The sequence below is a fragment of the Streptomyces sp. NPDC047981 genome (genome assembly GCF_040653315.1).
Lineage (GTDB): Bacteria > Actinomycetota > Actinomycetes > Streptomycetales > Streptomycetaceae > Streptomyces.
In genome coordinates this window covers 16,203-27,230 of record NZ_JBEZNQ010000096.1, presented here as the reverse complement: position 1 = coordinate 27,230, position 11,028 = coordinate 16,203, and the positions used below count along the sequence as shown (strand labels likewise).

The window sequence follows — 11,028 nt, the reverse complement described above, 5'->3', positions numbered from 1 at the left end:
CACGCCGGGGTGTCGGGCGTGACTTACGAGTTCTTTTTTGATCGCGGCCGGGGTGCTCCTCCGCCGGGCCGGGGTGGTCTCGTGAGTGTGCGGGGGGGCCGCCCGGGGGGCGGCCCGCCCCCCGGGACCGGGTGCTCCGTGCAGCGGGCCCGCGCCGCCCTGCGGCGTGTCGTCGACCGGGCCTGCCGCGTCCAGGTCCGTGAGCAGGCCGGTCGGCGCGACCGGGCCGTCCGACGGCAGGGCCAGCGCGCCCGCGCCCCCGCCGCCGAGCACCACACCCGCCGCGGTCACCAGGACCAGCGCGCGGCGCGCCCCGTGCGCCGCGGGGTGGCCGCCCGCGCGCACGGGCAGCCCCAGGACGAGATCACGCCGCTGCTGGGCGCAGCCCGCGCAGCCGCAGTCGGCGGCGGGCTCGAACTCCTCGAAGACCGGCACACTCATGCGATTCCCCTCCACACTCGTCAAGATCTTTTGACCCTTGGATACGGGCGTCAGTGTCTCAACTGTCTGGACAAATCGCATTTTGACGGATCGAAGGCCTGATACGACCATCCGACAGGCCGGGAGGGGTCGGTATTGGTCAGGAGCACCCCTGGACGTCGGGTAGAGTTATCCAGGTCAGCAGGCGCCGCTAGCTCAGTTGGTTAGAGCAGCTGACTCTTAATCAGCGGGTCCGGGGTTCGAGTCCCTGGCGGCGCACGCGCGAGCGAGGCCCCCTCACCGATGGTGAGGGGGCCTCGCTCCTTTCCCCGCCGGAGTCGCGACTGCGCTCCGTAGCCCTTCGGTCACGTTCCGGCCAGACCGGTGGCGTGGCGTCCGCGGCCCCAACCACTCATCCCGGCTGGCCGGTTGGCTGTCCGGCGGCCCGACCCCCGTACGGAACCAGTCGATCTTCGCGCGGCGGAACCGTGATCCGGGCCGGGGCCGGACGCCCGTTCTAGAGTGGCGGAATCCGAACCTCCCGCGCCGGCGCCGGGCTCCTCCCGCGGCCCGCGCGCCCGCGGTCGAGGCCGGCCCGGCCGTCGGGTCGCGCGCTCCGCGGTCCGCCGGCCGGGCACGGTGATCAGCGGCGCCGGGACGTCAGGCCGCGCCCACCCGACTCACGCTCACGCGCCCGTAGCCGTACGCGCGCCCGTCAGATACGCGGAGACGACCACATTCGCCGTGTACGTACCGGTCACGCGGTCGAAGGTGCCGCCGCAGGTGATCAGGCGCAGCTCGGCCCGGTCGGCCCGGTGCTGCCCGTACACCTTCGCCGCGTCGAAGTGGTCCCGGGGGAAGACCCGGACGTCGTCGACGGTGAATTCGGCGATCGATCCGTCCGTACGGGTCACCCGGACCTGGGCGCCGAGGCGGGCGGCGCTGAGGCCGTAGAAGACGGCGGGCCGGGTCTCGGTGTCGACGTGACCGACGAAGAGGGCCACGCCCTCGGCGCCCGGCTGCGTGCCGGTGCGGAACCAGCCGACCGTGTGGGGCATCTCGAACGGCGGTGGGTCGACCGCGCCCGACGCGTCCAGACCGCGTCCGGCGACCGGCGCGGTGATGCCGAGCGAGGGGATCTCGACCCGGCGCGGCTCGGCGGGCGCCAGGGGCCGGTACGCCGGGGGAAGCGGCGCGCCGAGGGGGCGGCCGACGGCCGCGATGTCTCCGGTGGCGGGGGCCGAGGCGCCCCCGGGGCCGTCCGCGATCTCCCGGCCCCAGAGCCAGAGCCCCAGGACCAGGACCGCCCAGGCCGCGCCGGTCACCATCCGCCCGTGGCCCGCCCCGGTCCCGGTCCCGGGGGCGGACCCGGCGGGCACGTCAGTCGCCCGCGCCGCGGCGGCGTGCGCTGCGGAAGGCGACGGCCACCGCCGCGACCGCGGCGAGACCGAGGCCGACCAGGGTGTACGGCGTGCCGAGACCGTTCCCGCTGGTGGTCTGGGCGACACCCGGTGCCACGGGTGCCGCCGGGACCGCCAGGGCGGCGCCTCCGCCACCGGCCCGGACCGGGGCGTGCGGGCTGGGGTGGTGCGTCGGCTGGTGGGTCGGCTGGTGCGTGGGCTCGGGCTTGTGCTTCTCGACGTGGACCACGCCGACGTCACGGTGCTCGCGGCCGTCGCACACCACGCTGACCTTGTACGCGCCGCGTTCGAGGTTCGACTTGATCGTCGTGTCGCCGAAGAGGGGGTAGTCGCCGCCGTCACGCCCGGTGAGCTCGGCGTCGGCGACGAACGCCTTCGACTTGGCGGCGCCGGTCGTCCCCTTGCAGCCCTGCACACGGACGTCGACGTCGGCACCGGGCCGGGCGGTGGACGGCGTGACCGTGGCGACGACCTTCGCCTTGTCGTTGTCGCCCGCGAAGGCGGTGCCGGCCGTGGGTGCCAGCACCAGAATGACGGCCGCCCCTGCGGCACGGAGAGCAATGGGACCTGAACGCATCGTGACCTCCTGGTACTGGCAGGGTCACCCGGTTCGCCCGCTCCCGCATCCGCAGGGGTCCGGTCGGGTGTTCGACCTGGGGTCCCGGTCAGACCCGGTCGACGATGTCGGCGATCGAGTCGACGATCTTGGAGGGGCGGAAGGGGAAGCGGTCGATCTCCGCCTGGGTCGTCAGTCCGGTGAGCACCAGGAAGGTCTGCATCCCCGCCTCGAGACCGGCCAGGATGTCGGTGTCCATCCGGTCGCCGATCATGGCGCTGGTCTCGGAGTGGGCGCCGATCGCGTTCAGGCCGGTGCGCATCATCAGCGGGTTCGGCTTGCCCGCGAAGTACGGCTCCTTGCCGGTGGCCTTCGTGATGAGCGCGGCGACGGAGCCGGTGGCCGGCAGCGGGCCCTCCAGGGACGGGCCGGTCTCGTCGGGGTTGGTGCAGATGAACCGGGCGCCGGCGTTGATGAGCCGCACGGCCTTGGTCATGGCCTCGAAGGAGTACGTCCGGGTCTCGCCGAGGACCACGTAGTCGGGGTCGTGGTCGGTGAGGACGTAGCCGATGTCATGCAGCGCGGTGGTCAGACCGGCCTCGCCGATGACGTAGGCGGTGCCGCCGGGGCGCTGGTCGTCGAGGAACTTGGCGGTCGCGAGCGCCGAGGTCCAGATGTTCTCCACCGGCACCTGCAGGCCCATGCGTGCGAGGCGGGCGTGCAGGTCGCGGGCGGTGTAGATGGAGTTGTTGGTGAGGACCAGGAAGGGCTTCTCGGTGTCCCGCAGCTTCTTGATGAACGCGTCGGCGCCGGGGATCGGAACGCCCTCGTGGATGAGGACACCGTCCATGTCGGTGAGCCAGGATTCGATCGGCTTGCGCTCTGCCATGTGCGGGGACTCCTGCCGTACAGAAATCGTGCGGTGTGCTGGGGACGCCGCGACAGCGCTGTGGCGACGCCCCCAGCCTAATCAAGAGGTCGTGACCTTGACCCCGTCGATCACCCAGTACCAGTTGTTGGAGCCGGTGTAGCGGAAGCGGAAGCTCAGGCTGGACGCTCCGGCGGGGACGTTCACGGTGAGGGACTGGGGCTGCGAGATCACATCCGAGGTGTAGCTCTTGACGACCGTCGGGGTGCCGCCGTTGAAGACCGCCTGGACCTGGGCGCTCTGGCTGCCCTCCTGACGGTAGAAGGTGGTGAAGTCGAGGGTCGCCCTCGTCTTGCCGGAGACGTTGTACGCGGGGGTGACCAGCGTCGAGTCGTACGTACCGGAGAAGGACTTGTCCGCCCACTCGTCGGAGTCGGCGACGGCGAAGACGCCCCGGGCGCGCACGTTCAGCTCGCGGGACTGGTCGCGCTGGGTGCGGGACCAGAACTCGTCGGTGGCGAAGGCCCAGCCGCGCCACTCGGTCATGCCGCCGGTGCCCATCGCGTTGTTGATGACGGACCAGCCGCTGGGCGCGGTGTGGGTGAAGCCGAGGACGCCAGCCGGTATGCCGGTCTCGTCGACCCGGCCGGTGAGGCTGGGCTGCAGCGCGTCGAAGGGGTCGGTGGAGCGCTGCTGGATCGGCTTGCCGTCCAGGCCCCAGGCCGGGTCGGGCACGATGCCGAGCTGGTGGAAGACGGTCGCGGCGACGTCCACGAGCCGGGTGTCGATCGGGCGGGCGCCGGCCGCGATGCCGGGGCCCTGGGCGAGGACGAACGTACGGCGCTCCTCGATGGCGGAGCCGCCGTGGCCGCCGCCGTCGGTGTGGCCGTGGTCGGTGGTGACGATGACCGTCCAGCGCTCGGTGGCATAGGAGGGCCGGGCCTTGATCGCGGCGAGCAGACGGCCGAGGTAGCCGTCCTGGACGGCGATGGCGTCGAGGTACTTCTGGCTGGCGGCGCCGTAGGAGTGGCCCATCTCGTCGGTCTCGCCGAAGTAGACGAAGAGCACGTCCGGGTTCTGGTTCCGGAGGATGTCCTCGGTGGCGTCGGTGATGACCTTGTCGTTGACCGCGTAGTTGTTGTTGTAGACGAGCTTGGCGTCGGCGCCGGGGGTGACCGTGCCGTGGGTGTCCAGCTCGGGCCAGTCGACGGCCGCGAAGAGCGAGAGGTCGGGGCGGACCTGGTTCAGGCGCGCCAGGAAGCCGGGGTACCGGCCGTAGTTCTTGCCGGTGAAGGTGTTGTCCTTCACGCCGTGCTTGTCGGGCCAGACCCCGGTGGAGATCGTCGACCAGCCGGGGCCCGAGGAGGTGGCGGCCATCGGGTTGGCGTAGAGCAGCGACAGACCGTACGTGCCGTTCGCCATCAGGGACTTGAGGGTCGGCGCGTTCGCGGCGTCGATCCGGTCGTGGCGCAGCCCGTCCATGCCGACGACGAGCACCTTGTCCTTGCTGGTGCCGTTCGGGAGCGTGGGGGCGGCGGCCTGGGCGGCGGGGGCGGTGGCGACGCCGGTGGCGGCGAGGGCGGCGGTGGCACCTGCGGCGGCGAGCACGGTGCGGCGGGGAATGCCGGTGAGCGGCATCTCGGATCCTCCGTAGCGAAAGGGGGCGAGGACGCGCCAACGCCCCCGATTCCTCGGGGGCGTTGGTCCGTACCCGTTATCTTTCCGCGATGAACGGAGGTGTTCCAGGGGTGTGAAGTGAACTCTTGGCGGCCGGTGGTTGGCTGCCGCGTCAGCTGCCGGTCGCCGTCTTCCACGCGTCGACGTACGTGGTCAGGTTCTTGTCGATGTCGGCCCAGTCCGGCTCGAAGATCTCGACGCCCTCGATCAGCTTCGCCAGCTCGATGGCGTTGGCGTCGGTCGCCTTGACGTCCTTGCGGGCCGGGAAGCCGCCGCCGACGGCGCTGACCTCGCGCTGGGCCTGCTCGGCCAGCATGAAGTCGAGCAGCTTCTTGCCGTTCTCGCTGTGCGGGGCCTTGTTCACCAGGCCGGCCGCGTACGGCAGGGCGAAGGTGGTCGGCTTGCCGCCCTCCTTGGCCGGGAACCAGATGGCGAGGTTCGGCATGGACCTGGACTGCGCGAAGTTCATCTGGACATCGCCGTTGGCGACGAGGATCTCGCCCTTGTCGACCTTCGGCGCGAGCTTGGAGGTGGAGGAGGACGGGCCGACGTTGTTGGCCTGCAGCTGCTTCAGGTACGCCATCGCCGGCTCCTGGCCGCCGAAGTCGTGCATCGCCTTGATGACGACGGCGGTGCCGTCGCCCGCGACACCGGGGGTGGAGTACTGCAGCTTGTTCTTGAACTTCGGGTCGAGGAGCTGCTCCCAGGTCGTGGGGGCCTCCTTCAGCTGCTGCTTGTTGTAGATGAAGCCGAAGTAGTTGTTGACGACCGAGGTCCACTTGCCGTCGGCGGCCTTGTTCGCGCCGTCGACCTGCTCGGAGCCCTTCGGCGTGTACGCCTCGAGCAGCCCCTTGGAGTCGGCCTGCTGGATGAAGGGCGGCAGGGTCACGATGACGTCGGCCTGGGTGTTGTTCTTCTCGCGGACGGCGCGCTGCACCATCTCGCCGGAACCGCCCTCGACGTACTTGACCTTGATGCCGGTCTCCTTCTCGAAGTCGGCGAAGACCTTGTCGTACCAGCCGTCGCCCTTCTCCCCCTTGAGGCCGTCGGCGCTGTAGACGGTGACGACCTTCTCGTCGGAGGCGGCGGAGGAGCCGCCGCAGGCGGTGAGGGTGGCGGCGAGGGCGAGGCTGCCGGTGACGGCGGCGATCGGCTTGACGAGCTGGGACGAGGTACGCATAACGTCGTTCTTCTCCTGAGGACGGGGCGACTTGCGGGGGCGACTTACGGGACGGGACGGGACGGGACGACTTATCGGTAGGACGCTTTGGTGCGGATACGGGAGACCGCGAGCAGGACGATCAGGGTCGTGGCCATGAGGACCACGGCCAGCGCCGAGCCGGTGAAGAGGGAGCCACGGTCGGTGGCGGTGAAGATCAGCACCGGCAGCGGCAGCCAGTCCGGCGGGTAGAGCATCATCGTGGCGCTCAACTCGCCCATGGACAGGGCGAAGCAGAGCCCGGCCGCCGCGTTCAGGGACGGCAGCAGGAGCGGCAGCTTCACCCGGAGCAGGACGTACGCGGGACGGGCACCGAGGCTCGCCGCCGCCTGCTCGTACATCGGGTCGAGACGGAGGATGGCCGCCGAAACCGACTGATAGGCGAACGCCGTGACAAGAATGGTGTGCGCGAGGATCACGATCCAGCGCGTGCCGTTGAGCAGCACGGGCGGCTGCGAGAAGGCGACCAGGACGGCGAGGCCGACGACGACCGAGGGCACGGCGACCGGCAGCATGAACAGCGCGTCGAGGAGCCGACGGCCGTTCTTCCGGAGGGAGTTGGCCACCAGCGCGGCCCAGGTGCCGATGGTCAGGGCGAGCAGGCTCGCGGTGACGGCGGTGATCAGACTGGTGGTCAGCGCCTGCAGCGACTCGCCGCGCACGGCGGCCGTGTAGTGCTCGGTGGTCGGCCCGGAGGGGAAGGCCCCGGACCAGTTGGTGGAGAACGAGGCGGCGAGGATCACCAGGAGCGGGAGGGCGAAGAGCGGGACGAAGAGGACCGCGAAGAGGGCCCAGGTCGTCCACCTGCCCGTACGGCTATGCACCAACACGGCGGCTCACCACCCGGTAGAGGCCGTAGAGGCCGACGGAGATCGCGACGTTGACGACGGCGACGACACAGGCGGCGGCGTAGTCGGATTCGAGGATGGCCTTGCCGTAGACGAGCATCGGGAGGGTCGTGACGCCCTTGGCGCCGGTGAAGAGGACGATCCCGAACTCGTTGAGGCACATGACCAGGACGAGGCTGCCGCCGGCGGCGAGCGCGGGCAGCGCCTCCGGCAGGATGACCTGCCGGATGATCCGGGCCGGCTTCGCCCCGAGCGAGGAGGCGACCTCCAGCTGCGCGGTCTCCATCTGCGAGAACGCGGCGAGCAGCGGGCGCATCACGAAGGGCGTGAAGTACGTGATCTCGGCGAGGAGGACGCCCCAGGGCGTGGTCAGGAACTGGAAGGGCCCGGTCTCGGCGCCCGTGAGGTCCGTCCACAGGCCGTTGCCGATGCCGACCGTGCCGTAGAGGAAGAGCAGGGCGAGGGTGATCAGGAAGGACGGGAAGGAGAGGAAGACGTCGATGAACTTCGACACCGCCTTCCCGCCGGGGAACGGCACGAACGCGATGATCAGCGCGAGCGCGAACCCGAGGACCAGACACCCGACGGTCGACCCGACGGCCAGCCACACGGTGGTGACGAGCGCGTCCCGGAAGGCCTCCGAGGAGAACACGTCGGCGTAGGCGCCGGGGGCGAGGGACTCCTGGACGACGAGCGCGAGCGGGTAGAGGAAGACGAGCCCGAGGACCGCGACGGGCGGCAGGGCCCAGACCCAGGTCGGCACCGTCCGCACGGCGCGGGGCGTCCGCTCCGCGGGGGCGGGACCCGCGGGACCGGCGGGACCGGCCGCACGCTCCCGCTCGGCCGTGAGGACCGGCGCGCCGGGGCTACCCATCGGACACCCCGGCGCCGAGCAGCACCCCGTCCTCCGGGGCGAAGTGCAGGGTGACGTGGTCGCCGAGCGCCGGCGTCTCCCGCAGTTCGCGGACGTCCGCCTTCACCCGGTGCCCGTCGACGTCGACGTACAGCCGGTGCGTGGACCCCCGCCACTGCACCTCGGCGATCCGGCCCCGCAGCGCGTTCGGACCGTCGCCGAGGCCGATGAGGTGCGGCCGTACGCACAGGGTGGCGGCGGCGCCCGGGGCCACGCCGTCGGTGGCGACGGCCAGTTCGGTACCGGCGTACCGCACGGCCCCCGCCCCGACCGTCACCGGCAGCAGGTTCGCGTTGCCGACGAAGGAGGCGGTGAACTCCGTACGGGGACGGCGGTACAGGTCCTGCGGGGTGCCGCAGTCCTGGAGCCTGGCCCTGTCCATGACCGCGATCCGGTCCGCGAGGGTCAGCGCCTCGACCTGGTCGTGGGTGACGTACAGGATCGACACGTCCGGCAACTCGCGGTGCAGCCGCGCGAGTTCGGCGAGCATCCCGGAGCGCAGCTGGGCGTCGAGCGCGGACAGCGGCTCGTCGAGGAGCAGGACGTTCGGGCGGATGGCGAGCGCCCGGGCGATCGCGACGCGCTGCTGCTGGCCACCGGACAGCTCGCGCGGGTAGCGCTTGGCGTAGGCCGCCATCCCGGTCATCTCCAGGGCTTCGGCGACCCTGCCGGGGATCTCGCCCTTGGGCGCCTTCTGGGCCTTCAGGCCGAAGGCCACGTTGTCCTCGACCCGCATGTGCGGGAAGAGGGCGTACTGCTGGACGACCATGCCGATCCCCCGCTTGTGCGGCGGAAGGGCGGTGACGTCGCGGTCGCCGATGAACACCCGCCCGGAGACCGGCCGCACGAACCCGGCCACGGCGCGCAGGGCGGTGGTCTTGCCGGAGCCGGACGGGCCGAGGAGAGCCATGACCTCGCCGGGCTCGACGGTCAGGTCGAGCGAGTCGAGGACGGTGGTGCCGCCGTAGGCGACGGAGACGGAGTCGAAGCGGATGCCGCTGCGGGCGCCGGTGACGTCGGCCGGAGGCAGCGGCGCGGCGTCGGGTGCTCGGTGCGCCTCCGCGGCGGGCACGGCGTCGGTGGACGTCACCGGTCCGCCTCCGCCCGGGCTATCGCCGCCGGCAGGTCCGCGACCGAGGCGAGTACGTGCGTGGCGCCGTGCTCCTTCAGCGCCGCCTCGTCGTGCGCGCCCGTCAGGACGCCCGCGACGATCCCGGCGCCGGAGCGGACGCCGGTGAGCATGTCGTACGAGGTGTCGCCCGCGACCACCACGTGCCGTACGTCGTCGACGGCTCCGGTGCGCAGGAAGGCGGCGAGGACCATGTCCGGGTGGGGGCGGCCCCGGCCGCCCGCGTCCGCCGGGCAGAGGGTCAGTTCGACGAGGTCCCGCCAGCCGAGCGCGTCCAGGATCGCGTCCTGGGTGACCCGGGCGAAGCCGGTGGTCAGGACAACGGTCCTGCCCTGTCCCTTCAGCTCGTCGATCGCCTCGGCCGCGCCGGGGATCGGCGCGATCAGGCCGCCGGCGACCAGCTCCCCGTACGCCTCCTCGAAGGCCACGTTGGCCTGCTGGGCGCGGGTCTCGTCGCCGCCGAAGAGGTGCCGGAAGACGGAGATCTTCGACTCGCCCATGGTGGCGCGGACGTAGTCGATCATCGTGGCCGGGTCCTCGCCGAGGCGCTCGGCGGCGGCGGAGAACGCCCGCTCGACGAGGCCGCCGTCGGCGACGGTGGTGCCGGCCATGTCGAGGACGACGAGGTTGTGCGTGAGGTTGTCGGTCATGGCGTTCACCAGCCCAGTTCGTCAGCGGTCGTTTCGGCGATGGCGGGCGAGCAGGTCATGCCGCGTCCGCCGGGTCCGGTCACCAGCCACACGCCCTCGCGGACCTTCTGGCGGTGCACGACCCGGGTCGTGTCGGTGCACTGCGCGTACACGCCCGCCCAGCGGCGGCGGATCTTCGGCAGCGGGCGGCCGAGGAAGGACTCGACGACGCGGACCAGGTGCTCGTAGGGGTCTTCGAGGGTGTCGAAGGCGAAGGGGTGCTCGTACTCGTGCGTGTCGCCGATGGTCAGTCCGCCGTCGAGCCGCTGCACCATCAGGAGCTGCATCTTGTGCGCGGCGGCGGTCGGGTCCTGCGCCTGGCCCGCGTTGAGGGCGTCCAGGGCGTCGGACGTGTACGCCGGGTAGTAGCGGAAGGAGTCGGCGTCGGCGACGGAGGTGGTGAGCGGCTCGCCGAGCGGGTCGGTCTGCATCATCTGCAGCCGGACCTTGCGGACCGGGATGTCGCCGGCGATCTCGCGGACCAGGCCGCTGAGCGCGGCGCCGGTGGCGAGGACGACGGCGTCGCCGGTGTGGACCTCGCCGCGGTCGTCGCGGACGGCGGCGTTGCGCATGCCCTCGGCGCCGGAGACGTCCCGGACCTCGCGGTTCGGCAGGAAGGTGTACTTCCCGGAGGCCAGCAGGGCCTTGCGGAGCGCGAGTTGGGCGGTGCGGGGCTCGACGGCCGCGTCCCGCTCGCAGAAGAGGGCGGCCTGGAAGTCGCCGCGCAGGGCGGGGTTGATCCGGCGCGCCTCCTCGGGGTTCAGCAGCTTGTAGCCGCGGTCGGCCGCGTCGGGGCGGGCCAGGGCGGCCTCGGCGACGGCCAGTTCGAGGTCGTTGCGGACCGGTGTGAGCGAGCCGATGGCCCGGAAGCCGACCTCGGGGACGCGGGCGCCGATGGACTCCCAGAGCTCGCGGGCGCGCAGCGCGGTGTCCAGCTCCTCTCCGCCCGCGCGGCCGCTCACCCATATCTGGCCGAAGTTGCGGAGCGAGGCCCCGCGCGCCTCGGCCTCGCGCTCGATGTGTACGACCTCGTGGCCGCGTTCCACTGCGTGCCAGGCGTGCATGGTTCCCACCACGCCGGCTCCTACGACGATCACCTTCATGCCGTTCACGGTCCTGGGGGTTGGTGACCCGGAACGATCCGGTGGGGAACGGGACGGTGAACGGGGCGACAAGGTTGGCCTAGACCCGTTATGTTCTTGTGATCTGAGGGGTCTGGTGGCGAGCGGGCCGCTCGGGGACGGCTCGGGGACGACTCGGGGACAGCTGGGGACGACTCGGGGACGGC

General features: G+C 71.7%; 10 protein-coding genes, 1 tRNA gene and 1 pseudogene. 1 reads left to right on the top strand and 11 read right to left on the bottom strand.

Going from position 1 to position 11,028, the window contains the following annotated elements; all coding sequences use genetic code 11:
* Nucleotides 1-441: pseudogene (locus AB0E14_RS34775) on the bottom strand (hypothetical protein); the annotation flags it as partial.
* A gap of 184 nt (nucleotides 442-625) precedes the next feature.
* On the opposite strand from AB0E14_RS34775, the gene AB0E14_RS34770 reads away from it, so the two are divergent.
* Nucleotides 626-699 (top strand) — tRNA-Lys (locus AB0E14_RS34770).
* 407 nt (nucleotides 700-1,106) lie between these two features.
* Here the strand turns inward: AB0E14_RS34770 and AB0E14_RS34765 are convergent.
* From AB0E14_RS34765 to AB0E14_RS34720, 10 genes are all read right to left on the bottom strand, one after another.
* The gene (locus tag AB0E14_RS34765) at nucleotides 1,107-1,748 is read right to left on the bottom strand and encodes a class F sortase (protein ID WP_362427758.1); all 642 of its coding nucleotides are present in this window, start codon (nucleotides 1,746-1,748) and stop codon (nucleotides 1,107-1,109) included.
* Between the two features lie 52 nt (nucleotides 1,749-1,800).
* Nucleotides 1,801-2,418, bottom strand: coding sequence for a hypothetical protein (locus tag AB0E14_RS34760; protein WP_362427749.1), 618 nt, complete (start codon nucleotides 2,416-2,418; stop codon nucleotides 1,801-1,803).
* Nucleotides 2,419-2,506: 88 nt separating this feature from the next.
* The gene (locus tag AB0E14_RS34755; RefSeq protein ID WP_362427746.1) at nucleotides 2,507-3,286 is read right to left on the bottom strand and encodes an HAD-IIA family hydrolase; all 780 of its coding nucleotides are present in this window, start codon (nucleotides 3,284-3,286) and stop codon (nucleotides 2,507-2,509) included.
* A gap of 81 nt (nucleotides 3,287-3,367) precedes the next feature.
* The gene (locus AB0E14_RS34750) at nucleotides 3,368-4,903 is read right to left on the bottom strand and encodes an alkaline phosphatase family protein (RefSeq protein WP_362427743.1); all 1,536 of its coding nucleotides are present in this window, start codon (nucleotides 4,901-4,903) and stop codon (nucleotides 3,368-3,370) included.
* Nucleotides 4,904-5,054: 151 nt separating this feature from the next.
* On the bottom strand, nucleotides 5,055-6,122 hold the full coding sequence (locus tag AB0E14_RS34745) for a 2-aminoethylphosphonate ABC transporter substrate-binding protein (RefSeq protein WP_362427740.1): 1,068 nt from the start codon (nucleotides 6,120-6,122) through the stop codon (nucleotides 5,055-5,057).
* A 71-nt stretch (nucleotides 6,123-6,193) separates the two neighbouring features.
* On the bottom strand, nucleotides 6,194-6,991 hold the full coding sequence (locus tag AB0E14_RS34740) for an ABC transporter permease subunit (RefSeq protein WP_362427737.1): 798 nt from the start codon (nucleotides 6,989-6,991) through the stop codon (nucleotides 6,194-6,196).
* Nucleotides 6,978-7,883 (bottom strand): 2-aminoethylphosphonate ABC transporter permease subunit, encoded by a 906-nt coding sequence (locus AB0E14_RS34735; protein ID WP_362427734.1) that lies wholly within the window; start codon nucleotides 7,881-7,883, stop codon nucleotides 6,978-6,980. The genes AB0E14_RS34740 and AB0E14_RS34735 overlap by 14 nt, the downstream gene beginning before the upstream one ends.
* Entirely contained in the window at nucleotides 7,876-8,952 is a 1,077-nt protein-coding gene (locus tag AB0E14_RS34730) for an ABC transporter ATP-binding protein (protein ID WP_362427755.1), read from the bottom strand. Before AB0E14_RS34730 ends, AB0E14_RS34735 begins: the two co-directional genes overlap by 8 nt.
* A 56-nt stretch (nucleotides 8,953-9,008) precedes the next feature.
* Complete coding sequence (locus AB0E14_RS34725) at nucleotides 9,009-9,701, bottom strand: phosphonatase-like hydrolase (protein ID WP_362427731.1); 693 nt, start codon at nucleotides 9,699-9,701, stop codon at nucleotides 9,009-9,011.
* Nucleotides 9,702-9,706: 5 nt separating this feature from the next.
* The gene (locus tag AB0E14_RS34720) at nucleotides 9,707-10,843 is read right to left on the bottom strand and encodes a TIGR03364 family FAD-dependent oxidoreductase (protein ID WP_362427728.1); all 1,137 of its coding nucleotides are present in this window, start codon (nucleotides 10,841-10,843) and stop codon (nucleotides 9,707-9,709) included.
* Nucleotides 10,844-11,028 lie beyond the last annotated feature (185 nt).

Bases quoted from the DNA above. Each gene is read 5' to 3' on its own strand.
- AB0E14_RS34765 (WP_362427758.1), bottom strand. From the start codon at position 1,748: ATGGTGACCGGCGCGGCCTGGGCGGTCCTGGTCCTGGGGCTCTGGCTC.
- AB0E14_RS34760 (WP_362427749.1), bottom strand. From the start codon at position 2,418: ATGCGTTCAGGTCCCATTGCTCTCCGTGCCGCAGGGGCGGCCGTCATT.
- AB0E14_RS34755 (WP_362427746.1), bottom strand. From the start codon at position 3,286: ATGGCAGAGCGCAAGCCGATCGAATCCTGGCTCACCGACATGGACGGT.
- AB0E14_RS34750 (WP_362427743.1), bottom strand. From the start codon at position 4,903: ATGCCGCTCACCGGCATTCCCCGCCGCACCGTGCTCGCCGCCGCAGGT.
- AB0E14_RS34745 (WP_362427740.1), bottom strand. From the start codon at position 6,122: ATGCGTACCTCGTCCCAGCTCGTCAAGCCGATCGCCGCCGTCACCGGC.
- AB0E14_RS34735 (WP_362427734.1), bottom strand. From the start codon at position 7,883: ATGGGTAGCCCCGGCGCGCCGGTCCTCACGGCCGAGCGGGAGCGTGCG.
- AB0E14_RS34725 (WP_362427731.1), bottom strand. From the start codon at position 9,701: ATGACCGACAACCTCACGCACAACCTCGTCGTCCTCGACATGGCCGGC.
- AB0E14_RS34720 (WP_362427728.1), bottom strand. From the start codon at position 10,843: ATGAAGGTGATCGTCGTAGGAGCCGGCGTGGTGGGAACCATGCACGCC.